This window comes from Spirosoma gilvum (assembly GCF_054776815.1).
Genome location: NZ_BAAHBH010000020.1, coordinates 23,782 through 47,727, shown reverse-complemented (window position 1 = coordinate 47,727; position 23,946 = coordinate 23,782). Strand labels below are relative to the sequence as shown.

Here is a 23,946-nt window from a genome sequence, read left to right as displayed (position 1 = left end):
GTAGTAAGAGTAAGGAAGTCAGTAGGTTATTCGAAAAAAGTAACGGTATTGTCTTTCTGCTTGTAGTTGATCTCCAGCAGTTCGGCCACCACTTGCAGAAACTCGTCGGCGTTGTTTGCCTGAAAAGAACCCGTAACAGTGCGGCTGGCTAAATTCGGATTTTTCAGCTCCACACGTAGGTTATATGTATCGCGAAGGAGTTGAGCAATTTCACGGACAGACGTACTCTTGAACACAAATCGGTGATTGAGCCAGGCAGTACTGATCTCAGGCTCGACCGTATGGGTCTGGGTTAAATGCCCGGCCGGATCGACACTTACGGCATCGCCCGGCTTCAGTTTCAGTTGCCGAACGGGTTTGGCTGCATTGGCATAATTGAGCTGAATAGCCCCCTTGCTCAGTACTACTTTTGTACCACCCGGCCGGTCATATACGTCAAATTCCGTTCCCAGCACCTCCACATCAACCCCCCGGTTTGTATGCACCACAAAGCGCTGATTCGTAATCGTATGTTTGACTGAAAAGGCCGCTTCGCCCGTTAGCCACACCGCCCGCGTTTTATCGCCAAAGCCAAACCTTGGAATCCGAAGCGAAGAATGCGCATTGAGCGTCACCTGTGAACCATCGGGAAGAGTCAGCTGCCGGGTTTCGCCAAAGGCCGTTTCCATTGTTTTGTACAGCAATTTTTCCCGACCTGCATATCCTCCCGCCAGCAGACACAAAGCAACGGCAGCCGCAGCCAACCACCGAGGCTGGCTTATCAGCGGACGAACCCGAACGGATTGCTCTGCCTCTTCGGTAGTAGACTGGTGCTGCTGCTCCCAGGATTCGATTCGGCTTGTTAGTTGTTGGAACGCACTGTCTTCATCGGCGAGGTATTGCAAGTGCTGTTGTTCCCATTCGTCGAGCCAGGCTACATATTGCGACTGATTGGCGGGTTCCTGGAGCCAGTCGGCAATCATTGTTCGTTGCAGGGCCGTTGAGCGTCCTGCAAAGTGCTCAAACAGCGTTTCTCTCATAGTAGCCGGTTTCATTGAGTTACAACAGTTTGCGCCGATGCCGGATGGCTCGGTTGAGTGGATGGTTGAACAAAGAGAATGGCCGTTAGCCAGCAAAACAGCCCTAACTGAAGTGTCTGCCGAAGTTGAGAGAGCGCCCGGCTCAGATGAGCTTCGATGGTTTTGGGCGAAATCTGAAGTTCATCGGCAATTTCGCGATGCTTTTTTCCTTCGAAGCGGCTCATCACAAACACGCGCTGACATTGCGGTGGTAGGGCACGAACCGTTTTTTCGATCCGCTGATAAAGCTCAGTATATTGCAGCAGTTGCTCGGGGTTCAGCACCGATACGGTATCGGCCTCCTCGGTTTCAACCGCCGGAATTGATTCCTGCTGAAATTCCTGACGGAGATACGTATAGGCACGTTTTCGCACCGCCGAATACAGATACGCCTGATAGGTAGTGGTAATATGCTGATGTACCTGATTTTTCCAGAAGCTGAAAAACACCTCGCTCACCAGGTCTTCGGCTATCGTACGCGAATGCACAAACCGAACGGCCTGACTGCACAACGCCCGGTAATAGCGCCGAAACAGTAGTTCGTAACCGCGACGGGCATCGGTTTCAAACGTTTGCCGAATCAGGAATTCGGCGTCCATAACCACCGGCTCAGCCTCCGGTTTATGAAACGGATTGGGAGCGTTGGATCGACCAGGTAGATTTTCGGACATAGATCAAGGCAGATAGAGGTAACCTGCATACTACTAAGTCCAAAAATTCAGCTTTATCCCTTAGTCGATTTAAAGATTTTTTTTAATTATTTCCTTGTCCGTGTAAAAACAGTTAGTTGCAGAAGAGGGCCTGGGTCGGGGACAATTTTAGAAAGTTCGTGAGGTCAGGTTCTTCAACCTGACCAGTGAGGTTTCTTAAAACCTCGTTTAGGCGACTCACGAGGTTTTAAGAAACCTCACGATGTCGGATTGACGAATCCGACATCACAGAAAGCAGCCGTAAATGCAACTCGAACAGCGTCTGAGGGGTTAATCTACCTATCTCAAAAACTCCCTTAATAGTCCCACTACGTCATCGGGGGCTTCGTCGGGGGCGTAATGGCCGCTGCCCCGAATTACTTGTCCCTGTACGTTGGTTAGACCACCACTGCGAAATCCATTCAGGTACTCGTCCATATTCCCGTATTCACGTTCACCCCGGAGGTACAGCACCGGCGTGGTGATGGTCTGGCCCTTTGTGGCTTCGTTGTCTTTCTCATCCTGGGCAAAGGTTCGGTACCATTCGAAGGCCGTGTGCAGAGCATCGTAACCCGCGTAGGCTTCGGCATAGGTGTTTCGGGCCTGCTCCGTAATCTTGTCTGGTTGCGCCGATATGGTATTGAAGAAATAATCGAAAAAGGGGCGCTGGCGATCCATTACCAGCGTTTCGGGCAGGTCGGGAATGGTGTTGAACCGAAAATGCCAGACATTCGGATTCTGCTTGACCTGCGCCCATGGATCGATGGCCGGAACGGCTACGTTCATGATAACCGCTTTTTCCAGCTCGTTCGGGTAGGTGTGCACATACGCGTACGTAATCATACCGCCGACATCGTGCCCGACCAACGTTACGCCTTTCAGGCCCAGCGCATCGATCACGCCTTTCACATATCGGGCAATTGTCTTTTTGTCATTGGCGTCAATTTTCCCCGACTGACCAATACCGGGCAGGTCGAGTGCCAGTACATGAAAGTCGTTCTGAAGACCTGCCATGATCGCGTCAAAAGACTGCCAGTTTTCGGGGAATCCATGCAGAAACAGCACGGCCGGTTTATTTTCCTGAGCATTTGAAACAACGTGTAGCGACACCCCTTCTACCTCGACTTGTTGATGCCGGAAAGCGGATGCATTTTCAGTGGTTTTCATGCGTATCGTTGAGCATTTGGTTGCGAATCAGGTCGAAATCCTGTTGACCGATTTCAAAAAAGCCGACGCGAAACGGATAGCCCCAGGATTTCTTGTTCTGAATAAAATTAAGATCGTTGATGAGTGGCAGTATTAACGCTTCCTGACAATCATAGAACCGGACATTACGCCGGAACGGAGCAAAATCGTCGGTTAGGGTAACCTGATAAATCGCCCCATCGGTTATTTGCCCGATGGCGGTAAACGACTGGCACTTTTCCTCCTGCTCCAGCACCTGCTTTGGGGAATAAAATATTACCCAGTCGCCGGGCTTGGTCCGTTGCAGCGGGGCTTTTTTTCCGTGATTAGCCTGCATAAATCCTCCCGAAACACCCCGCATGACGTGGTCTTTCGAAGCAACTACGATCCAGCATTGGTCTACTTTATTCATGGATGATGATTTTTGCATGACAAGTGTAATTGAATAACTGTTATCTTTTTCGCTTGTTACAGCCAGGATCAATTGTAAAACTTTTCCGATCAATAGCTCTGACAACATCAACTAAAAACATTGCCCCAACTAGCTCTTCCAATTAATTTCAGATCAGCTTAATCGATTAACAAATTCGGTCATTTTCTTTCGTACGAATAGGGAGTTTTACGGGTACCTGTTGCTTTAGTAAATTAGACGTCACCTAAACCTCGACAGTATGAATTCAAACTGGTCTCACCGTTTTTCCTTACAAGATTTACCCAGGCAATTTCAACGCACATGGATTACCTCAATACTACTGCTTCTTAGCTATTTTTCATTGTTTGCACAGTCGACAGTAAAAGCGGTATCGTTATTTGACGGCAAAACGCTGAATGGCTGGAAAACTGTCGATCCGGCGCAGGCAAGCTGGTGGTCGGTAAAAGACAGCGTGATTCACAGTGGTGATGGCATAAAAAAAATACCGGAAAATACGTATCTGCACACGCTGAAAGAGTATGGCGACTTTGAATTCCGCTGCCTGTTCCGGCTATACGGTGACCCTAAAACAGGCATGATCAACAGCGGAATCCAATACCGGTCGATTATTGAAGGAACTAAAATCATTGGTTATCAGGCTGATATTGGCAATGGCTACTGGGGCGACCTGTACGATGAACACCGCCGGGAGAAACTTGTTGGCGGTGATTTACGAACGCTCAAGCACATTCTGAAAGAAGACGGCTGGAACAGCTACATCATCCGCTGCAAAGGCAACCATCACGAACTGTATATTAATGGCGTAAAAACCTGCGACTATATAGAGCAGGACAGCAAAATCCCGAAGAAGGGCGTTATTGCCGTCCAGATTCACAGTGGTGGCGTAGCGCAGGTTGAATTTAGAGATCTGACAATAAATGAGTTATAATCTTCTTTCTAACAGGATTAATAGGATTGACAAGGAGGCTGTTTAAGCTTTTTCTAATCGACTAGTATTGAGTGCTTTGTCATCCCGAGGAACGAGGGATCTTCGATAAATAGCCAATGTTCTTGCTCATACCAAAGATCCCTCCTTCCTCGGGATGACAAAAAGCAATTGAAATAAAAGTTTAAACAGGTTCATCATGAAAATACTGTTAATCGTGTCAGAAAAATAAAAACCTATTCCTATGCCTAATCTCCGTCATCTTATACCGTTAACGGTTGTTACTTTCTTAGCTTCTGCAACAGTTGTTCTGTCCCAATCATCCAAAACCAAACCTGTTGCTCAGGACACGACAAAGGTCGACCGGGAGTACGCACTGGAAGCAACCATGCTCGGCTTCTTTGCGAAGGATGGCGCCCGGAATCCAACCCTGAAAGCCAGCAAGGGCGATCGGGTGCGCATCACCATCACCAACGGCGAGTTAATGACGCACGATATTGCCCTCGAAAAGCTGGGCATTAAGAGCAAAACTCTTCAGGAAAAAGGGACCAAAGCCAGCATCATCTTCAAAGCCGATAAAAGCGATACGTACTACTGCACCGTTCCGGGCCACCGGGTGGCTGGCATGGTCGGCAATTTTGAGGTCGTTGAAGGCCCCATTTCCGATGCCACCGTGGCCGGACAGACACCAATGAAAAACGGCCAGCCGCTCAACCTGAACTTTGAAACTGGCACCCTGAAAGACTGGAAGGCCACCGGTGATGCCTTTTCTAATCCAGTTTTCGCCCAGGACGACCCTTCGCCGGTTCACGAAAAAGATATGCACATCGGTTTCGACGGTAAGTATTTCCTGAGCAGTGGCGGTACAGCCAACGCCAGGCAAACGGGTACACTAACGTCGGTACCTTTTACCGTCACCCAGCCGTTTGCGGCCTTTAAAGTGTCGGGGGGCGCCTTGCAGGATACCCGCGTCGAAATCGTACAGACCAGCACCGATAAGGTTATTTTTCACAGCACCGGCCAGGGTCGCGCTACGCTCCAACCCGTCGTAGTCGACCTGCAACCGTACCTTAATCAGGACATTTACATCCGCATTGTCGACAACGAAACCGGCATTTCGCAGATTCCGTACATACCGCACGACAAGTGGGCGCACATCAATTTCGATGATTTTCAGTTCTATGCCACGCGCCCAACATTCCCGAACGAACTGAAACAGAAGGACATCATCATTCTGCCCCCACTCGACCCCGTCCTGAACGCCGGACTTTCGGGCATCAAAGCGGCTCAGGCCATGACCCTGCCTAACGGCTTCAAAATGACGCTGGCGTCTTCGGAACCCGATATTGTCAAACCGATTTGCTTTACCGTCGACTGGCGTGGTCGGCTTTGGGTGGTCGAATCGCACACCTATCCCGTTCCGGCTCCCGAAGGCCAAGGCCGCGACAAGATTTACATTTTTGAAGATACCAACGGCGACGGCACCCTCGACAGCAAGAAAGTGTTCATCGAAGGACTGAATCTGGTGAGTGGTATGGAAGTGGGCATGGGTGGTGTGTGGGTTGGCGCGGCCCCCTATCTGCTGTTTATTCCGGCTGATTTTAAAACCGACAAACCGCTGGGACCACCCCAAAAAATGCTCGACGGCTGGGGACTTGAAGACACGCACGAAACGCTCAACAGCCTGCGCTTCGGGCCCGATGGCTGGTTGTATGGAACCCACGGCGTCTTTACCCACTCCAACGTTGGCAAACCGGGAGCACCCGATTCGGAGCGAACCAAGCTGAACGCGGGTGTCTGGCGGTTTCATCCAACCAACCACCAGTTCGAACTATTTGCCGAAGGAACCAGCAATCCCTGGGGGCTCGATTTCAACGATTACGGCCATGCGTTCATCACGGCCTGTGTAATTCCGCACATGTACCACATGATTCAGGGCGGGCGCTACCAGCGGCAGGCCGGAAAACACTTTAACCCCTACACCTACGACGACATCAAAACCCACGCCGATCATGTGCACTGGGTGGGTGAGCGTGGCCCTCACGCAGGCAATTTCCGGTCGGCCTCGGCGGGTGGTGGTCATGCCCATTCGGGTGCTATGATCTACCTCGGCAATAGCTGGCCACAGGAGTATCGGAACGATATTTTCATGAACAACATCAACGGGGCCCGCTTTAACCACGATCACCCTGAGCGGGCGGGAACGGGCTATTCGGTGACGCACAAGCCCGATTTCATTGTCATGAACGATTCGTGGTCGCAGTGGCTGAATTTTAAATACGATGCCAGCGGCTCGGTCTGGGTGATTGACTGGTACGATAAAAACCAGTGCCACAGCCCAAATCCCGACGTGCACGACAAAACGATGGGCCGGATTTTCAAGCTTTCCCACGATAACGACAAATGGGTGCAGGTCGATTTGCGGAAAGTCTCGGACATGGATCTGGTGAAAGCTCAACTCAACCCGAACGACTGGTACGTGCGCCAGGCCCGAGCCATTTTACAGGAACGTGGCCCGAACAAGAAAGTCCATAAAGCCCTAAAGGAAATTCTGGCGCAAAATCCCGACCCAACCCGTAAGCTTCGCGCACTCTGGGCCTTACACGTGACCAAAGGCATTACAGACAAGGAGTTGACCGATCTGCTGTCGAATGAAAGCGAATACGTCAGAAGCTGGGCCATTCAGTTGCTGGCTGAGGACAAGCAGGTATCACCCGAAGCGTTGAAGCAGTTTGCGATCATGGCCCAAAACGACAATTCGGCAATGGTTCGGATGTATCTGGCTTCGGCAATGGGTCGACTGGAACCGGCGCAGCGTTGGGATGTACTAGATGCATTGGTTCAGAAAGCACAGGATAAAGACGACCACAACCAGCCGCTCATGCTGTGGTATGCCGCCGAACCGCTGGCCGCTGTCGACATGAAACGGGCGCTGGATCTGGCGCAGAAATCGAAAATGCCAAAGCATCTGAACTACATGATTCAGCGGATCGGGGCTATCAACACCGACGATTCGAAGAAATTGCTGAAAGAGTTTAACGACCGCGTTGGTAAGCTTGATCACTCACACGAGAGCCACGAAATTCAGGCGTTAATTGCCAAAGTATTGGGCGAATAGTTTTAGACAGATAGAACGCAGATTTTTATGATTCTTATGATTAATTATGATCTGTGTAAATCATATCGATCATAAAAATCTGTGGTCTATAATCGATGAATTTATGAAAACGAAAATCATACTTAGCGGAACCCTGCTTTGCTACTGGCTAACTAATGCCTACAGTCAGGATAAAACGCTGTTAAAAGTTCGGGAGCAACAGGCCGCAGCCACCAGCACCGAACGCGCTACCAAACAGGCTGTTCCCGAAGGCAATTTTAAAAAGACAACGCTGACCCGCGACTTCATTTCAGAAGGGGCCGCCGTGGCTGACCTGAACAAGGATGGCAAAATGGACATCGTGGCCGGGTATTACTGGTTCGAAGCGCCCAACTGGACCCGTCACGAAATGGCTCCTTCCCGTACATACGATCCGCGCAAGGAGTACAGCGATTCGTTCCTCAATATGGGCATGGATGTCAATCAGGATGGCTGGGACGATGTGGTCATTATCGACTTTCCCGGCAAACCCGGCTTCTGGTTCGAGAATCCGAAGAACAATGCATCAGGAGAATGGAAAAAGCACATACTGGCAAACTCAATGGGAATTGCCAACGAGTCGCCCGGTTTTATCGACATCGACGGCGACGGACGGCTCGATATTCTGTGTGGCGATAAGGATAAAAAGCAGATCGTTTGGCTGAAAGCGCCATCCAAACCCGGCGAAACCGAATGGATACGCTACCCTCTCAGCAAAGAGAATGTACCGGGCACTGAAATTTTCTCGCACGGCATTGGCTTCGGCGACATCAACAAAGACGGCTTCAACGATGTAGTGATCCGCGAAGGATGGTTTGAAGGGAAAGCGGACAAAAAATCCGGTGATTGGGTCTTTCATCCGGCTAATCTGGGCGAGCCCTGCTCCCACATGCAGATACTGGATGTCAATGGCGACGGAAAGGCCGATGTTGTCAGTGCGTCGGCTCACGCGCTGGGTGTGTGGTGGCATGAACAGATCACCGACGAACAGGGGCAGATCAATTTCAAAACGCATCTGATGAGCAACACGACCGCCCAAACCCATTCGTCTATCATGGCCGATCTGAATGGCGATGGCCGGAAGGATTACATCACCGGCAAGCGATTTCTGGCGCACCACGGTCGCGACCCCGGCGACAGCGACCCGGCCATTCTGATGTGGTTCGAATTCACACCCGGCAAAGAGCCGTACTATAAGGAGCACGTTATCGACACTGATTCAGGCTCGGGCCTGAACGTTACGGTGCACGACATGAACGGCGACAAAAAACCCGACATCATTGTCGCTAACAAAAACGGCGTGTTCCTGCTTGAGAATAAGATTAAAAAATGAATAATGGATAATGGATAATGGATAATGTACAATGGATAATGAAGGCCAGTTAATTTGCCCCGTTTTCATTCTTCATTGTACATTATTCATTTAGTTGTGTCATTGTGCTGATGAATTACCAACTCGTTTAGTCTGAAAAAATAGAACGCGGATCTTTATGATTCTTATGATCAGTGTAAATCATAAGAATCATAAAGATCCGCGTTCTATTTATACGTATAGCGAATTAGTTATTGTAAGCCGTCGAGACGGTGTCCCCCCCTTCACCCGTCCAGTTAGTATGGAAAAACTGACCGCGTGGTTTGTCGATCCGTTCGTAGGTATGAGCGCCAAAGTAGTCGCGCTGGGCTTGCAACAGGTTAGCCGGTAGCCATTCGCTGCGGAAACCATCCAGATAGCATAATGCCGAGGTAAGCGCCGGAGCGGGAATACCATTGCTCAGCGCAGCGGCACATACCCGACGCCAGCCAGCCTGTGCCGCTTCGATCTTATCTTTGAAGAAATCGTCGAGCAGCAGGTGCGGGAGTTCGGGATTTTTATCAAAGGCTTTTTTGATGTCGCCCAGGAACGCCGAGCGGATAATACAACCACCGCGCCACATCAGGGCAATATCGCCGTAGTTCAGTTGCCATTTGTATTGTTTTGCTGCTGCCATAAACAGGTTATAGCCCTGTGCATACGAGATGATTTTAGCACCGTATAAGGCCATTTTCAAATCATCGAGCAGTTGCGCCTTATCACCCGTAAATTCGGCTTTGGGGCCGCTAATCACTTTTGAGGCCGCTACACGCAGGTCTTTTTGCGCCGACAGGAACCGGGCAAATACCGATTCACCGATCAGCGTAAGCGGAATACCTTCATCCAACGCAGCCGTTCCGGTCCATTTACCCGTCCCTTTTTGTCCGGCTGTATCAAGAATTTTATCGACCATCGGCGTGCCGTCCTCATCCTTGTACGCCATGATGTCGGCCGTAATTTCGATCAGGTAGGAATCCAGCTCTTCGGTATTCCATTTCTTGAAGACTTCATGCATTTCGTCGGCACTCAGACCCAGCAAGTCTTTCATGACCTGATAAGCCTCGCCGATAATCTGCATATCGCCATACTCGATACCGTTGTGCACCATCTTGACAAAGTGACCAGCGCCATCACTGCCAACCCAGTCGCAACAGGGCGTACCGTCGTCCACTTTAGCGGCAATCGACTGAAAAATCTCTTTCACGAAAGGCCAGGCGGCTACACTTCCTCCCGGCATCATGGACGGGCCAGTTAACGCGCCGATCTCTCCGCCCGAAACACCAGTTCCGATGTAGAGCAACCCTTTACTTTCAACATATTTGGTCCGACGGATGGTATCCGGGAAATACGAGTTACCGCCATCAATGATAATATCGCCCGGTTCCAGATGCGGAATGATCTGCTCGATAAAATCATCCACGGGCTGTCCGGCTTTTACCAGCATCATCACCTTGCGAGGACGTTTCAGCGAAGCGACCAGTTCCTCAATCGAATGAGCACCGATGAAGTTTTTTCCAGCCCCTCGTCCATGCATAAAATGGTCGACTTTCTCAACCGTACGATTGAAAACGGCTACGGTATACCCTTTGCTCTCCATGTTGAGCACCAGGTTTTCACCCATTACGGCAAGACCAATCAGGCCGATATCTGCAGATTCTGTCATTATGATGTTATTTGGTGAATGATACACGTTTAGTTTAGCGAGTCGATGGACGTACCCAACCGGCTATTGACGCGCAAATATAGGGACTTCCCGTTCGACAATTTGTACACGATTATCTGCCCGGAAAACAAATAGTCTGACATTACCAGGACACTGGTTTTGACAGACTGTTCAAAAAAGCATACGTTGCTTATAGGGACGGATTCATCCGGTTGAAGGCGGCTCTTAATTCGTCGGGGGTAGCTTTGGCCATGCCTTCGCTGAAGCCATACGTTAGTTCGGTTTTGCCCTGTTTTAATTGCTCAAACACAGCATCAATGAATCCGCTTACGGGTGGGGCCTGATCATGGAGCCCTTTTCCACCCAGGTCAGTATTGAGCGCAGGGGGTATTACCTCGATCACTTCAATAGTTTTGGCCGCCAGCAAATGCCGTAATGACAGCGTAAACGAGTGAAAAAATGCTTTGGTTGCTGAATAGACCGGTACTTTCGTCAGTGGCACGAACGATAATCCAGAGGTTACATTTAGGATGGTTTTCAGCGAAGACAGGTTGATCAACAGCGAGGTCAAATGCAGTGGCGCTTCAATGTTCACCATTATTTCGGCCTTTGCCCGTTCAAAAAAGTCATTATCCGTAATCGACATCCATTGCTGAATACCAGCATTATTGACCAGCACATTCAGATCGGGGTGTTCGGCAGCAATCCACTCATACAGGGCCTGTCGCTCGTCGGCCAACGACAAATTGCAGGTACGTGTAATGACATTGGGCAATCGATCAGCTACTTCGGTCAGCAGCTCTTCCCGTCGACCACAGATGATAACAGTGTTACCTTCTTTTACAAATCGTTCGGTTAGCCCAAGGCCAATGCCGGATGCGCCACCAGTTATGAGAATTTTGTTATTCGACAGGTTCATGTACAGTGTATAAATACAGTTTGTTTATTGCCATTGCTCAGCCCGTTAACCCACTTTTCTATAAGAGAGGATACATTCTTGGGAAAGCATAACACAGAAATCCGACAAGTATAGCTTCAATAATCCACATGTAAAGCGTATTGTATTGAACCATTCGCCGGAATCAGGAAATGAATGCCGATAGCGCCCAGGGCAATTGGAATACCGAAAATAAACTGGAGGACATTATTTTGCTGCGACGGGTTTACAAATCCATAGCCGATCATAATAAGACCCAGTACAGCAATTCCCATGAGCGGGGTGATGATATTGAATAGTTTCTCAAGTGTCATAAGCGCTACCGTTTACACGCTGCTTTTTCAAACCTGTAAAAATTTAACCAACTATCACACCGATTGTTAGCCTATGTAGGCTTGTAGGGACAGGTTCAGGGGGTAGATCCAAACAAAAAGTCAGTGGAGTTATTATATCTGAACAGGTTTTTAACGAATACAACCATGGAAATGACAACACAGGCCAAAGAAACCGTTCTGGAGTTCATTAAGGCACTTAACGAAGAGGATTTCGACACAGCCCGCAGTTTAATCACCGACGACATGTCGTTTGTTGGCGTTATGGGCACCCGCGATGGTGGCGACGTTTATATTCAGGATATGAAGAAAATGCGCTTCAAATACGATATCCAGAAGGTCTTTGTCGACGGCGATGAGGTCTGTTTGTGGTACACCATCGACATGGGAGGCCCAAAACTGTTCAGCAGTGGCTGGTATGTCACGGAGGAGGGCAAAATCAAGTCGTTTAAGGTGCTGTTCGACCCACGACCTCTATTGGAAGGAAAGAAGTAAATAGTTTTCTGGTAGTACTGTCATCAGACTTTGATTATTCAATCGCTTTAGACCAGTAAATGAACTGACGTAAAGCGATTGAAATCTCTATACGTGCTGAATGATGTTTTTCAATTGACGAATGTGGCGTTGGGTATGGACAGCCAAAAACAGAAGCCATTCGTATCGGGTCAGTGTGCCGACTTGAGGAATCGCCCCATTTAGGCAAAGCAAGGTTAAATCGTTGTGTTCGGCATAGGAAACCAGCAATTGGGTTTGCGTAGTCAAGCGACCTATCAACTCAGCTTTCTCAAACGGGCCGCTGTCGGGAGTAATTTCGGGGGCCGATTTCATCTTGATGGAATAATTCAGAAACAGCGCTTGCAAGCCTGCCAATTTTTCGTCAAAAGGTCGATCAGGCGGTGCCGTTGTAGCTGTCAGAATGCCCATGATGTTATAGGCTTTGGACAAGTGATCGCCTAGTTGAGCGGCTGTCCAGCTTTCTTCGAACGGAACCCGATTCAATTCATCCTCGCTCAATGGTGACAACAACTGTAATAGTTCTGAAAACTTTGAGTCTAGTTCGTTACTTACTTCCTGATTCGTCATACGTGCCGTATTTTACCTAAAAACAGATTGTTTACATGTTCGGATAGTCCCTTCGTAAAGACCTACATTGATTCACAGTCTCTTACGTTAATCGTACTGACTAATCATAAAGTAAGCTCAACGTTAGTTTTACCTGTTTTTAGCCGCTTCAGTTTCCTACAATAATCTCTAAATTCCCGCTTTCGTCAACATTTCAACGGCTTCTGTATCCTGGTATTCGCTGGCCAGCTTTTTCAGATCGCTCTTTAACTGATGAATGATCGCTTGATTCTTAGGAAGGCTATAGCCGTTTTTAAGCTCATTCGGGTCGGTTTTCAGATCAAAAAACTCCCACGACTCGCCCTTTCCGTAGAAATAAATGAGCTTATACCGATCGGTCCGGATGCCGAAATGCGGTAACACCCGGTGATCGGCCGGATATTCGTAATAATGATAGTACACGGCTTTACGGCCTGCTCCTGCTTTGGGTATTGGCAGAAACGATTTACCCTGCATATCAGTTGGGACGGGCAAACCTGCTGTCTGGAGAATGGTTGGGGCAAAATCCGTGTTCACAAACAGGCTGTTGGTTACCGTTCCAGGTTTGATTGTAGGCGGATAACGTACCAGCAACGGCATATGCATCGATTCTTCGTACATAAACCGCTTGTCGAACCAGCCGTGCTCACCCAGATAAAAACCCTGATCCGATGAGTACATGACCAGTGTATTCTCGCGCATGCCGTGTTTGTCCAGGTACTCCAGCACACGCCCAATATTTCGGTCGACCGACAGTACGCAACCCAGGTAGTCGTGCATATATCGCTGGTATTTCCAGTTGTCGAGGGCTTTGCCGGTCAGATTCTGCTTTTTAAACGCTTCATTGAGTGGGTCATAATAGGCTTTCCAGGCTTTTAGCTGAGCCGGGTTCATACGTTTGATGATCGGCATGGTATCAATGTCGACTTTGAGGTCCAGCCCCAATCGCATGGTGGGCGTTGCGATCTGCATATCCTGATGCTGGGCAGCCAGTCGACCTTCGTAGGTATCATAAAATGTGGACGGCATCGGAAACGTTTTGCCATCGAACGCATGTAAATCAGTGGTATCAGGCAGCCATTCCCGGTGGGGTGCTTTGTGGCCGATCACCAGACAGAAGGGTTTAGAGGCATCCCGGCCACTGTCGAGCCAGTTCAGCGCATCGTCGGTGATCAGGTTCGTGACGTACCCCTCCCGACGGACTGTTTTACCATCCATCTGAATAAAGTTGGGGCTGTAATACAACCCCTGGCCGGGCAGTACTTCCCAGAAATCGAAGTATTGGGGATTGGCCTTTAGATGCCATTTACCAATCCAGGCCGTCTGGTAACCTGCCTGTTGCAGGTATTTCGGAAACATGGGCTGACTGGCGTCGAAGGTTGTGTAGTTGTCGCGATGGCCGTTGATATGGCTGTATTTACCCGTCAGTAGCGTAGCCCGGCTGGGCGCACAGATCGAATTGGTACAGAACATATTATTGAACACAGCCCCTTCCCGTCCAATTCGATCAATATTAGGTGTCTGAATATATGGACTGCCATAGGCACTAATGGCTTTCAGGGCATGATCGTCGGAGAAGATAATGACGATATTCGGGCGCTGAGGAGGCTTATGCTCAATTGGACTAAACCGGAACGCTGCTAACGGTAGCAACAGCATCAGAACGTAGGTTATCCGTCGCATCAACATCAAACGATTCATCTCTGGAATATTATCTATCAACTACACGCAACAATTTAAACAATAGGCCCTATTTACGTTGACTGGCTTACCTTTCTGTCCTAGGCTGTAATAGGTTTTCTCGATTGATACCGGAGCAACTCAGTAACCGTTTTAAACGAGAATCCGCGCTCTTTTAATTAAGGGATTAAAAGTAACTTGTTTCCGCTTACATCTGCTTTTGTTAGGGCTATTGGTAGCCGGGATTACTGGCAAACTGCTCAACAACACGGAATACCGGAAAGGTGGTATCGTCACTCAGTAATCCTCCCGGTCCATGCGTCTGATAATAGGTTATAAACTCGACCCCCGCTCTGGCTAACGTGTCCATACTCTGCCGGGTCCAGTCGGCTACAAAGTCAGTGTCCTGACGGGGGTCAGTGGGCGCGTTCAGCCGCTCGATTGCTGTTTCGGCCAGGGTTGTAAATCGGAGTCGGAGCGTAACAGGCGAAATATGAACGGGTTTTCCACCGCTCAACTTCTGTGCTGATAGTGCAGTTTCAGCCTGTCCGGCAATATTCTCCAATAGGGTCAGGTCATCGACCGCATGGACTTGCGGGCTAACGGCATAGGTTACAAAATCGACCTGATCAAAATTGAACGGATTTCGGTTCAGTTCGGCAAAATTCCCGTCGGTTCCTCCGCCAATAGCTGTGTTAGGCCATGACTTTCGTAGGATGGGTACAATGGCCATCAGCAGGTCGTCGGATGTCGTCAGGGTGGCGGCATTAAAGAGAAGTACCGTGCGAATACTCACAGATTGTGTCTGCAAAAATTGCTGAAGCCTGCTTACTTCTGAAATGGGCTCAGTGCCAAAAAATAGAGCCAGTTCAAGCGGGATCGCCAACCGTTGTGCCTCAGCGATAGCCTGCTTGAGTAATTCCTGCCAATTGGGAAGGCTAAAAAATACATCGGTGCGTAGATGCGACAGATTGAGCCGACGCAGTAAGTCTACTTCCCCATCAGTGAGCGCAGGGCCACCAGCTCGGTGCCCGACGCCGATACGTGGATGGACCGGATCCACTTCGGCGGCAAACTGCTCTAGCTCACGGATTTTTTCTTCATCGGCCCGCGACGTCAATGGCTCGTTGGCTATGCTGAGCACTACCTGCTGGCGAAACTCATCGCCCACCGAAACGGTAACCGGCTTGGGTAGTACCTGCGGAGTCGAATACGTTTTAAATGATGCATCAGTCCAGTTCCGCTGGTCTTCTGTTTCGAACACATCACCCTCAAAATCAAGTTGCCAGGTAATGCCCGAAGCCGGTTTCCAGCGCAGTGTCTGTATGTCCAGAAAGGGTTGATCGGGTTTTATAAATGTTGGAAAATGGGCGTCGGTCTGGGTACCATCGGGTGCTGTAACTTGAGCGGGTTGCCCCAATACACCCTCAATTGGATGCAGTATACAAAGGCCAATGCGGTTTTTCTGGAACGAATTAATCGCCTTTCCATAAAACTCGACCGAAACGGTCCCGGCCTCATCACCCCGTATGGCCACATTCCCGCTCATCTGAATGCCCAATTCATCGATCTGCCAGCGGTAATGAATCTGGAACGTGTCAGGATGCTGAATTACTTCTTCGTCGGTAATGGTAAAAGCGGCTGTGGTCCAGTTTTGGTCGCGAATGGCGAAATAGATCATCCGAAGGATTTCGGTATTCTCATGGGTAAAGTAGCGCAGGAAGCCATTCTCATAACGAACCTGTACAGGACCAGCGTGGAGGATTTGGGGCATAGGAATAGGGGTTCACAAACGATTTACGCTTATAAGCGAACTATCCCCAAGAATCTATGCATCAATCTATCATTTCTCATTCATAATTCATCATTTCCTACGTTTTCCGCTTTTTCTTACGGGCCGACGGGAACAACACGTTATTCAGAATAAGCCGATACCCTGCCGAATGAGGATGCAGATTCAAGTCCGTTGGGTTCCGAAAACCTCCCCCACCGCGTAACCCTTCGGGATCGTGGCCACCGTAGAACGTCCATTGACCTTTGCCCATCTCACCATACAGATAGCGGTCAGAGGTTTTACCTTCGCCCATCACTAAACTACTGGGCTTTACGGCTCCTTTGCGAAAGGCCGTTGTCTGCCCAAAAAATTCCTTGATAATATTCTCATGGTTCTGAGTCAGCATGGCTGGAATAACATCCCACTTGGCCGAAAAATTGAATAGCTCAAAGAAACCACTGGGCTCGTCGAATCCCCGATTTGCAGCCGAATTAATGTCCGAGAACGTCGAAAAACCACGGTAGCCATTGTCGGATTCGAGCGTAAAGTTGCCAAATGCAAACGTCTTGCTGAAATCAAGCTTCTCCTGCGCGTTGGGGTCCATACCGTCGCCGTCGTAGCTGCTGCTCACAATATCGACGCCATTAGCCGCGAGGGCAATATCGAGCGTTTCGGCTGCGGAGCACATAGCAAACAGATAGCCTCCACCCGAACAGAACTCCTTGATGCCTTTGGCAACGGCCAGTTTCATCTGCGATACTTTCGCATAACCATATTTACGGGCAATGTCTTCCTGCGCCTTTATATCGGCCAGCGACTGCCGATGCATGTTGCGGCCATATTGCCCGGTAAAATCTTCGTGGTGCAGGTGCAGCCAGTCATATTTGGGCAAGTCGCCTTTCAGCACTTCTTCGTCGTACACCAGTTCGTACGGTATTTCAGCGTAGGTTAGCACCAGCAAAACAGCATCCGTATTTTCAAATTCGGCCGGTCCGACCTTGGCAGGTGAATACACAATGATTTTAGCCGCTTTCTGAAGCTTGACCACATTCATGTTCACATCGGGGTTGGACAATTGCTGGCGAATCGACTCCGCCTGCGAATCCGAAATGGCGTCGAACGATACGCCACGGACTCGGCATTCGGTTTCGACCGACTTAGTGTATTTCATCATAAAGCTGCCTCCCCGGTAGTTCAACAGCCATTCAACATCCTCATCGTCTTTGAGTACTTTGTAGGCAATGCCATATGCTTTCAGGTGATTGGTCTGCCGATCATCCATCGGAATCAGGACGTAATTGGCCAGGGTAGGAACCGCCCGACCAACAATGGCCAGCAATACCAGCAGAAAAGATAAGTGCTGTTTCATAGCGTGCATTATTTTTGACCTAATTCATGGTATGTATGGTCATTAAGTAGTCATTGATTGTCATTCGTGGTCATTTGCTGATCCACAAAGTATGACTACAAATGACCATCAATGACCATCTAATGACAATTCATGATTACCAACAACTTCCTATGATGCGTTACGGTATTACTGCACTTCTTCTACTAGCCATGTTCGGGAGCCAACACCCCGCCCTCAGTCAATCCCCAGCCGTGGAAACGGGCGTATCGCAGACGCTGGCCAAAGCCAGGAAACAAACGATCCAGGAGGTGGCTTATGCTTTAAAGTTCGACATTCCTGCGCAAAAAAACCAACCTATTCCAGCGACTGAGTCTATAACGTTTCACTGGACCAAAAACGCATCCCCGCTCCAGCTCGATTTCAAAGAGAAACAGACTCAGGTACAGAATGTTTCTGTCAATAAGGTTTCTATTCCGATTGTCTTTGAGAGCGAACATATACTCATTTCTACTGCTTTTCTGAAGCCGGGAATGAACACAATTTTCATACAATTTACAGCCGGCAATTTATCGCTCAATCGGAATGATGAGTATTTATACACCTTGCTCGTTCCTGACCGCGCCCGAACTGTATTTCCCTGCTTCGATCAGCCCGATCTGAAGGCTAAATTCCAGCTATCGCTCACGATTCCCGACCATTGGCAGGCCATGACCAATGCGGCCGTCAACGACTCAGTAAAGTCGGGTGATCGAAAAACCATCAACTTCCGTCAGTCGGAGGTGATCCCCACCTATTTGTTTTCGTTCGCTGCCGGAAAGTTTACCCCCATCAGCCGAACCCTCAACGGACGCCCAATGACGTTATTCCACCGCGAAACCGATACCACCAAAATTCGGCTGAGCCTTGACCCTATTTTTACCCTTCATGCCGATGCGCTCAAGTTTCTGGAAGATTATACACAGATTCCGTATCCATTCCAGAAGTTCGATTTTGTAGCCATACCTGATTTTCAGTATGGTGGCATGGAACACGTTGGGGCTATCGACTACCGATTAGCAAGTTTGTTTCTCGATAATGGGGCCACCCGCGATCAGAAACTTTCCAGGGCGACGCTCATTTCGCACGAAACGGCGCATATGTGGTTTGGCGATCTGGTAACGATGCGCTGGTTCAACGATGTGTGGTTGAAAGAGGTATTTGCCAACTTCATGGCCGATAAGATTACGGAAGTGTCCTCACCGGAGGCTAATTATGATCTCCAGTTTGTGGTCGATCATTTTCCGGCGGCCTACGCCGTTGACCGGACCGAAGGCGCTAACCCGATTGGCCAACCACTGGCCAATTTGCAGGAAGCCGGAACGCTGTATGGGGGAATCATCTACCATAAGGCCCCGATCATGATGCGGCAGTTGGAACGACTGATGGGCAAAACGGCCCTACGCGACGGTCTGCGTGACTATCTGAAAAAGTACTCGTTCGGCAATGCGACCTGGAACGACCTGATTTCGATTCTGGATACACATACCCCCGCCGACCTCCAAGCCTGGAACAAGGTGTGGGTAAATGAAACCGGACGACCGAAGTTTTCGTACCAATGGGATGGCAAAGGCGGCACCATTAACCGGTTTGTGATTTCGCAGCAGGGCGAAGATGGCTCCAACCGATTCTGGCCACAGAGTTTTGAAATAGCGTTGGTCTATCGCGATCACCGGGAAGAACTGACCGTGCATATGGACAAACCGCAGGTTGTATTGAAAGAAGCCATTGGTAAACCAACGCCTATGTATGTCACCTTCAACTCGTCGGGGCAGGGATACGGAATTTTTCCCGTCGATACAGCGACAGTCGTCCTTCTGGAAGACACAAAAAATCCAGTGACACGGGCTGCTACGTACATTAATTTGTACGAAAACATGGTATCCGGTCAGGGAATTTCACCCGAGCAATTAGCCTTTGGGTACCAGAACATGTTACGTATAGAATCGGAAGAATTGAATCTACGCCTGATAACCAGCCAGCTATCGGATATTTTCTGGAATTTTACCCGGCCAGAAAAACGCCCTGCTTTAGCGGCTTCGATTGAACAGGCTGCATGGCAGGCCATGGAACAGGAGACCAGCCCCGGTAAGAAAAAACTCCTGTTCCGGTTGTATCAGAACATTGCCCTTAGCCTGGAAGCCCGCGACCGATTGTATGCCATCTGGCGCGATCAGAAAGCCCCAACGGGCGTAACCCTTACCGAAGACGACTACACCAGTCTGGCGCTGGCCCTAGCCGTTCGCGACTACCCAGCGGAAGGCATTCTGGCGAAGCAACTGGCCCGCATCAAGAACCCGGACCGTAAGAAACGACTGGAATTTATGATGCCTGCTCTGTCGTCTAACGTGGCCGAACGGGATCAGTTTTTTGCGTCGCTGGCTACCGAAGCCAATCGCGAACACGAAGCCTGGGTAACGGCGGCACTGGGGTATCTTCACCATCCACTGCGGACTGAAACGTCGTCTAAGTATTTGCTCAAGAGTCTGGAACTGCTGGAAGAGATTCAACGAACGGGCGATATTTTCTTTCCTGAATCGTGGCTTCGGTCGACCCTGTCGAGTTATCAAACACCCGAAACTGTTCAACTGGTTCGTAAGTTTCTGGCCGACCGCCCCAATTACAACCCACGCTTGCGGGCTAAGCTGTTACAGGCGGCAGACGGGCCGTTTCGGGCGAGTAAGTTGCTGTATCATCTATGACGCCTAGTGACCTGTTTCCAGCCATCAGTCCGGCGATGGCCCGCGAGCTTTTCCTGATCCGGGATGCGTCGTGGGCCGATCGGTTTAAGGAAAATTTCAACCAGTTTATTATTGCGCCACTGGAATACAGTTGGCCGGTTATCAAGCTGCCGCTACCCCCATCGCGTACCAGCAACCATGCCCTAATTATGGTTGAACGTGGGCAGGTTGATATTACTATCGGCCATCAACCTTTCACGCTTCGGTCAAAAGAACTGGTGATTGTACCCGCCTTTCAGATTTTTACGCTGCACACTATCCGGCCCGATTCGATTGGGTTTATGTCGTTTATCAGTCAGGAGTTGTTTTTAGGCACTGGTAACGATACGGATTTCGATTTTCTGAAGTTGACAGGCAATCCGTACGTAAGCTTATCAGATCAGCAATCGCAGTTTATCCGCACGATCCTGAACCGGCTCACCACCGAATATCAGGAAAACGGGGCAACAAAACCTGAGTTGATCCGACCTTACCTGCTAGCCTTATTTGCGGAAATCGATCGGGCGTATGTGGGCACGATGGCCTCTAAAACGGAGGTAGGTGAACGGCTTGTTCAGCGCTTTTTGGGCCTGTTAACGACTCGTATCCGCGAAACCCGGCTGGCTAGTCAGTATGCCGACTGGCTGGCCGTTAGCCCGAATCATTTGAACAAGGTGGTGAAAAGCCGAACCGGCAAATCGCCCTCCGTATGGATCGATGAACGGGTTGTACTGGAAGCCAAGGTCCTGCTGGTTCAGTCGGAGTTGACCGTGGCACAAATCGCGTATGAAATGGGTTTCCCCGATCAGTCGACCTTTGGAAAACTATTTCGTAAATACACGGGGCTAACACCGACCCAGTTCAGGAGTCAGTTCGTTGATAATGGTGCAGTTTAAAATTCTATAATGATTGATTTTGACCAGAATTACCCTGTTTCTGCCTAAACGCATTTCGGCAAGCTGTTGGACCTTTGCGGTAGTATTCAGGCTCCGACAGTTCAATGATTTATCCTATTCTTCTGGTTGTTCACAGTGCCCTGCGTTGGCTGGTTCTGGGAAGTTTACTGACCGCGTTGGGCACTAGCTATTCGGGTTGGTTGCGAGGTCGTACGTACCAGCGTGTCGATCAAACGCTACGCGTACTGGCTACGTCGATTGCCCATACACAGTTGCTGGTTGGTTTTTACTTATACTCCCTAAGTCCAATTGTGAGTTATTACTGGAAGTTTTCGCCCAATGCCAGCCAATCGCCCGAATTTCGCTTCTTCAGCCTCATCCACATTGGGCTAATGTTCACAGCTGTGGTAATTATGACCATTGGGTCAAGTAAAGCGAAACGCCAGCCGACGGCACAAGAGAAGTTTAAGACGACAGCTATCTATTTCACCATTACCTTGTTGCTGATCCTGATAGCGATTCCCTGGCCATTTTCACCATTAGCAACCCGGCCGTGGCTTCGGAGCTTTTAATGTAATAGTCAAGAATGGTTAGGAGTTGTCAGGAATTGTTTTGATAAAGTTGTATAGACAATACCTGACCACCTTTGACCACACTTAACGATGAGGTGTTTAAACTTTTTAAAGTAAGCTAAAAATGAGCGTTTTTGTCATGCTGACGAAGGAAGCATCTTAAGGATTGCTTACCTGAGAGATGAGAGCCCTTAAGATGCTTCCTTCGTCAGCATGACAAAAACGCCGTAAAAACAAAAGTTCAATCAACTTCTATACCTGACAATCTTTACTAATTTGTTTTATGCATTTTTTCAATTCATTTAAAATCCGGCTTCGTGTGGTGAGTTTCGCCGAAGGGATTTCCTACCTACTGCTGTTGTTCATTGCCGTACCCCTAAAACGAATTGGCGGTCATCCCGAAGCCGTACAGATTCTGGGACCGATTCATGGTCTGTTGTTTGTCTGGTACGTATTGGTCATTATTCAGGCAAAAACTGAATATGGCTGGTCGGCAGGCAAAACGGCTCTTATGTTACTGGCGTCAATTCTTCCGGGCGGAACGTTCTATGCCGATCATAAGACATTTCGGTTTTTGCCGACTGCAACAGAGGACGCATAACCACCTCGTTAATTATAGCCCCAGTTGCTGCGTAATCGTGCTGCTTAAGCGAAGCAGTTCTATCTCAGCCGCTTTAGCCGTGTATTCGGCCTCAATCAGGCGCGTCTGAGCATCGACCGACGTGCGTTGTACATCCCGAAACTCGACGAAGGTTGAATTACCGATTCGGTAGCGGTCGTAAGCGATCTCGACGTTCTGATTGGCCAGTTGATTATTCAACACTTCCAGATTCAGAATACGCAGGCTGTTTTGATAAGCCTGATATGTCTGACTCAATGCGGTTACGAGTTGTAGTCGCTGATTCGACTCCTGATCCTGGGCTATGATCGTATTGATCTTGGCATTTTGAATCTGTCGCTTCAGATTGTACCCGTTGAAGATGGGTATCGACGCCACTACGTTGTAGGTAATGGCGCTCGTCCGCCCCGTTGCCACCCCAAAACCACCCTGATTATCAATAAACTGATAGTTATAGCCTGTTTGCGCTGTAACCAGAGGAAGTTGAGCTGAATTGGCCAACTGCACATTTAAATCGGCAACGGCTCGGTTAAGCACAGCCGCTGCCAGCAAGGGGTTATTAGTATTTAATGATTCCTGCAGAGGAGCCAATTGAAGATTAGGACGCGCTACAATGGTATCCCGTACGGAAAACTCCGTTTGCGGATCACGAATTATTACATTGTTCAGAATGATTTTGGCATTCCGCAAGGCCTGCTCCTGCGAAAGCAAAGCCGCACTATCCGTATTATAATCAACCTGTGCACTCAGGAAATCGACTTTCGAGCGGGTGCCTACTTCGTAGTTAGCACGGGCAAGCTCAAGCCGCTCCCGCGAAATATCAAGTGCCTGACTAAAAGCGATTAATCGACGCAACTGACGTACTACATCAAAATAACTCGTCGCTACATTGGCGATTGTAGCTTCGATATTTGCGCGGGTATTGACCGTACTGATCTTAAACAACTGCTCAAGTTGGGTATAAAATGACCGACGGTAATACCCATTAAAAATAGTGTAGTTCAGGTTAACCCCCACGTTCGATGTGCGGTTAAATATACCACTTCCTTCCCGTGGCGGCTGAAGGTTACCGATGGTTGTTTGCCGAAAGCTTTGTAGGCTCCCGTTTGAGTTGCCATTAAATGTCAATGAAGGCAAATAGCCCGCATTCCCTTTACTGTAGTTATTCCGGGAAATTTCTTCCTGCGAGCGATTGATATGAATCTGATAGTTCTTACTAATAGCCTGATCAACTGCCTGTTGAAGGGTCAATAGCTCGCCCGGCTGAGGAAGCGTAGCCATCGTATAAGTTCGTTGTTGAGCGCGTTGGATTGCATTAGGAGTTTGTTGAGAAAAAGCCAAAAAGGGTAGGCAGGCAAAAAGAAGGCAACTGCTGAGTTTCATTGATTAACGGTTATAACTACAAGTAGGACAAAAGTAAGAGAATCTGCAATTGGCCCGTCAGCTTTACAACCTTTCGTTTAACTTGCACACTATCTTTTTTTCTCC

Annotated in this window: 20 protein-coding genes; 8 read left to right on the top strand and 12 right to left on the bottom strand. The window is 49.1% G+C overall.

Annotated features, from left to right (window positions below; translation table 11 throughout):
• Window positions 1-26: 26 nt before the first annotated feature.
• From ACYVFD_RS33680 to ACYVFD_RS33665, 4 genes are all read right to left on the bottom strand, one after another.
• A complete protein-coding gene (locus ACYVFD_RS33680) occupies window positions 27-1,019 on the bottom strand; it encodes a FecR family protein (protein WP_461094967.1) in 993 nt (330 codons plus the stop codon).
• A gap of 11 nt (window positions 1,020-1,030) precedes the next feature.
• On the bottom strand, window positions 1,031-1,729 hold the full coding sequence (locus ACYVFD_RS33675) for an RNA polymerase sigma-70 factor (protein ID WP_461094966.1): 699 nt from the start codon (window positions 1,727-1,729) through the stop codon (window positions 1,031-1,033).
• Window positions 1,730-2,047: 318 nt separating this feature from the next.
• Window positions 2,048-2,914 carry an alpha/beta fold hydrolase gene (locus ACYVFD_RS33670; RefSeq protein WP_461094965.1) on the bottom strand — a complete coding sequence of 289 codons (867 nt, stop codon included), beginning with the start codon at window positions 2,912-2,914 and terminating at the stop codon, window positions 2,048-2,050.
• Complete coding sequence (locus ACYVFD_RS33665) at window positions 2,901-3,344, bottom strand: EVE domain-containing protein (RefSeq protein WP_461094963.1); 444 nt, start codon at window positions 3,342-3,344, stop codon at window positions 2,901-2,903. The genes ACYVFD_RS33670 and ACYVFD_RS33665 overlap by 14 nt, the downstream gene beginning before the upstream one ends.
• A 259-nt stretch (window positions 3,345-3,603) precedes the next feature.
• On the opposite strand from ACYVFD_RS33665, the gene ACYVFD_RS33660 reads away from it, so the two are divergent.
• From ACYVFD_RS33660 to ACYVFD_RS33650, 3 genes are all read left to right on the top strand, one after another.
• Entirely contained in the window at window positions 3,604-4,293 is a 690-nt protein-coding gene (locus ACYVFD_RS33660; RefSeq protein WP_461094962.1) for a 3-keto-disaccharide hydrolase, read from the top strand.
• A gap of 241 nt (window positions 4,294-4,534) precedes the next feature.
• Window positions 4,535-7,408 carry a PVC-type heme-binding CxxCH protein gene (locus ACYVFD_RS33655; RefSeq protein WP_461094961.1) on the top strand — a complete coding sequence of 958 codons (2,874 nt, stop codon included), beginning with the start codon at window positions 4,535-4,537 and terminating at the stop codon, window positions 7,406-7,408.
• A 103-nt stretch (window positions 7,409-7,511) separates the two neighbouring features.
• The gene (locus ACYVFD_RS33650) at window positions 7,512-8,759 is read left to right on the top strand and encodes an FG-GAP repeat domain-containing protein (protein WP_461094960.1); all 1,248 of its coding nucleotides are present in this window, start codon (window positions 7,512-7,514) and stop codon (window positions 8,757-8,759) included.
• A gap of 226 nt (window positions 8,760-8,985) precedes the next feature.
• Here ACYVFD_RS33650 and gnd read toward each other — a convergent pair whose 3' ends face one another.
• From gnd to ACYVFD_RS33635, 3 genes are all read right to left on the bottom strand, one after another.
• Window positions 8,986-10,440, bottom strand: coding sequence for a decarboxylating NADP(+)-dependent phosphogluconate dehydrogenase (gnd, locus tag ACYVFD_RS33645; RefSeq protein ID WP_461094959.1), 1,455 nt, complete (start codon window positions 10,438-10,440; stop codon window positions 8,986-8,988).
• 190 nt (window positions 10,441-10,630) lie between these two features.
• Window positions 10,631-11,359, bottom strand: a complete 729-nt coding sequence (locus ACYVFD_RS33640; RefSeq protein WP_461094958.1) for an SDR family oxidoreductase — start codon at window positions 11,357-11,359, stop codon at window positions 10,631-10,633.
• A 116-nt stretch (window positions 11,360-11,475) separates the two neighbouring features.
• Window positions 11,476-11,691 carry a hypothetical protein gene (locus ACYVFD_RS33635; protein ID WP_461094957.1) on the bottom strand — a complete coding sequence of 72 codons (216 nt, stop codon included), beginning with the start codon at window positions 11,689-11,691 and terminating at the stop codon, window positions 11,476-11,478.
• 165 nt (window positions 11,692-11,856) lie between these two features.
• Here ACYVFD_RS33635 and ACYVFD_RS33630 point away from each other — a divergent pair, with 165 nt between their 5' ends.
• Window positions 11,857-12,204 (top strand): nuclear transport factor 2 family protein, encoded by a 348-nt coding sequence (locus tag ACYVFD_RS33630; protein WP_461094956.1) that lies wholly within the window; start codon window positions 11,857-11,859, stop codon window positions 12,202-12,204.
• An 87-nt stretch (window positions 12,205-12,291) separates the two neighbouring features.
• Here ACYVFD_RS33630 and ACYVFD_RS33625 read toward each other — a convergent pair whose 3' ends face one another.
• The 4 genes from ACYVFD_RS33625 to ACYVFD_RS33610 all read right to left on the bottom strand — a co-directional run bounded on the left by ACYVFD_RS33625 (window position 12,292) and on the right by ACYVFD_RS33610 (window position 17,633).
• On the bottom strand, window positions 12,292-12,792 hold the full coding sequence (locus ACYVFD_RS33625; protein WP_461094955.1) for a DinB family protein: 501 nt from the start codon (window positions 12,790-12,792) through the stop codon (window positions 12,292-12,294).
• A 168-nt stretch (window positions 12,793-12,960) separates the two neighbouring features.
• Entirely contained in the window at window positions 12,961-14,493 is a 1,533-nt protein-coding gene (locus tag ACYVFD_RS33620; protein WP_461094953.1) for a sulfatase family protein, read from the bottom strand.
• A gap of 226 nt (window positions 14,494-14,719) precedes the next feature.
• On the bottom strand, window positions 14,720-16,264 hold the full coding sequence (locus ACYVFD_RS33615; protein WP_461094952.1) for a hypothetical protein: 1,545 nt from the start codon (window positions 16,262-16,264) through the stop codon (window positions 14,720-14,722).
• 97 nt (window positions 16,265-16,361) lie between these two features.
• Window positions 16,362-17,633 (bottom strand): asparagine synthetase B, encoded by a 1,272-nt coding sequence (locus ACYVFD_RS33610; protein ID WP_461094951.1) that lies wholly within the window; start codon window positions 17,631-17,633, stop codon window positions 16,362-16,364.
• Window positions 17,634-17,788: 155 nt separating this feature from the next.
• On the opposite strand from ACYVFD_RS33610, the gene ACYVFD_RS33605 reads away from it, so the two are divergent.
• The 4 genes from ACYVFD_RS33605 to ACYVFD_RS33590 all read left to right on the top strand — a co-directional run bounded on the left by ACYVFD_RS33605 (window position 17,789) and on the right by ACYVFD_RS33590 (window position 22,440).
• Window positions 17,789-20,353 (top strand): M1 family metallopeptidase, encoded by a 2,565-nt coding sequence (locus ACYVFD_RS33605; RefSeq protein WP_461095041.1) that lies wholly within the window; start codon window positions 17,789-17,791, stop codon window positions 20,351-20,353.
• Window positions 20,350-21,267, top strand: a complete 918-nt coding sequence (locus tag ACYVFD_RS33600; protein ID WP_461094950.1) for a helix-turn-helix domain-containing protein — start codon at window positions 20,350-20,352, stop codon at window positions 21,265-21,267. The genes ACYVFD_RS33605 and ACYVFD_RS33600 overlap by 4 nt, the downstream gene beginning before the upstream one ends.
• Before the next feature lie 104 nt (window positions 21,268-21,371).
• Entirely contained in the window at window positions 21,372-21,839 is a 468-nt protein-coding gene (locus ACYVFD_RS33595) for a hypothetical protein (protein ID WP_461094949.1), read from the top strand.
• 283 nt (window positions 21,840-22,122) lie between these two features.
• On the top strand, window positions 22,123-22,440 hold the full coding sequence (locus tag ACYVFD_RS33590) for a DUF3817 domain-containing protein (RefSeq protein ID WP_461094948.1): 318 nt from the start codon (window positions 22,123-22,125) through the stop codon (window positions 22,438-22,440).
• A 12-nt stretch (window positions 22,441-22,452) separates the two neighbouring features.
• Here the strand turns inward: ACYVFD_RS33590 and ACYVFD_RS33585 are convergent, their stop codons facing one another.
• Window positions 22,453-23,841, bottom strand: a complete 1,389-nt coding sequence (locus ACYVFD_RS33585) for a TolC family protein (RefSeq protein WP_461094947.1) — start codon at window positions 23,839-23,841, stop codon at window positions 22,453-22,455.
• Between the last annotated feature and the right edge of the window lie 105 nt (window positions 23,842-23,946).

What these genes read in the sequence shown, in the direction of transcription:
- ACYVFD_RS33635 (WP_461094957.1), bottom strand. Translation starts at nt 11,691, where the DNA reads ATGACACTTGAGAAACTATTCAATATCATCACCCCGCTCATGGGAATT.
- ACYVFD_RS33650 (WP_461094960.1), top strand. Translation starts at nt 7,512, where the DNA reads ATGAAAACGAAAATCATACTTAGCGGAACCCTGCTTTGCTACTGGCTA.
- ACYVFD_RS33670 (WP_461094965.1), bottom strand. Translation starts at nt 2,914, where the DNA reads ATGAAAACCACTGAAAATGCATCCGCTTTCCGGCATCAACAAGTCGAG.
- ACYVFD_RS33660 (WP_461094962.1), top strand. Translation starts at nt 3,604, where the DNA reads ATGAATTCAAACTGGTCTCACCGTTTTTCCTTACAAGATTTACCCAGG.
- ACYVFD_RS33675 (WP_461094966.1), bottom strand. Translation starts at nt 1,729, where the DNA reads ATGTCCGAAAATCTACCTGGTCGATCCAACGCTCCCAATCCGTTTCAT.
- ACYVFD_RS33665 (WP_461094963.1), bottom strand. Translation starts at nt 3,344, where the DNA reads ATGAATAAAGTAGACCAATGCTGGATCGTAGTTGCTTCGAAAGACCAC.
- ACYVFD_RS33615 (WP_461094952.1), bottom strand. Translation starts at nt 16,264, where the DNA reads ATGCCCCAAATCCTCCACGCTGGTCCTGTACAGGTTCGTTATGAGAAT.
- ACYVFD_RS33620 (WP_461094953.1), bottom strand. Translation starts at nt 14,493, where the DNA reads ATGCGACGGATAACCTACGTTCTGATGCTGTTGCTACCGTTAGCAGCG.
- ACYVFD_RS33610 (WP_461094951.1), bottom strand. Translation starts at nt 17,633, where the DNA reads ATGAAACAGCACTTATCTTTTCTGCTGGTATTGCTGGCCATTGTTGGT.
- ACYVFD_RS33680 (WP_461094967.1), bottom strand. Translation starts at nt 1,019, where the DNA reads ATGAGAGAAACGCTGTTTGAGCACTTTGCAGGACGCTCAACGGCCCTG.
- ACYVFD_RS33655 (WP_461094961.1), top strand. Translation starts at nt 4,535, where the DNA reads ATGCCTAATCTCCGTCATCTTATACCGTTAACGGTTGTTACTTTCTTA.
- ACYVFD_RS33590 (WP_461094948.1), top strand. Translation starts at nt 22,123, where the DNA reads ATGCATTTTTTCAATTCATTTAAAATCCGGCTTCGTGTGGTGAGTTTC.
- ACYVFD_RS33595 (WP_461094949.1), top strand. Translation starts at nt 21,372, where the DNA reads ATGATTTATCCTATTCTTCTGGTTGTTCACAGTGCCCTGCGTTGGCTG.
- ACYVFD_RS33625 (WP_461094955.1), bottom strand. Translation starts at nt 12,792, where the DNA reads ATGACGAATCAGGAAGTAAGTAACGAACTAGACTCAAAGTTTTCAGAA.
- ACYVFD_RS33585 (WP_461094947.1), bottom strand. Translation starts at nt 23,841, where the DNA reads ATGAAACTCAGCAGTTGCCTTCTTTTTGCCTGCCTACCCTTTTTGGCT.
- ACYVFD_RS33605 (WP_461095041.1), top strand. Translation starts at nt 17,789, where the DNA reads ATGCGTTACGGTATTACTGCACTTCTTCTACTAGCCATGTTCGGGAGC.
- ACYVFD_RS33630 (WP_461094956.1), top strand. Translation starts at nt 11,857, where the DNA reads ATGGAAATGACAACACAGGCCAAAGAAACCGTTCTGGAGTTCATTAAG.
- ACYVFD_RS33640 (WP_461094958.1), bottom strand. Translation starts at nt 11,359, where the DNA reads ATGAACCTGTCGAATAACAAAATTCTCATAACTGGTGGCGCATCCGGC.
- gnd (WP_461094959.1), bottom strand. Translation starts at nt 10,440, where the DNA reads ATGACAGAATCTGCAGATATCGGCCTGATTGGTCTTGCCGTAATGGGT.
- ACYVFD_RS33600 (WP_461094950.1), top strand. Translation starts at nt 20,350, where the DNA reads ATGACGCCTAGTGACCTGTTTCCAGCCATCAGTCCGGCGATGGCCCGC.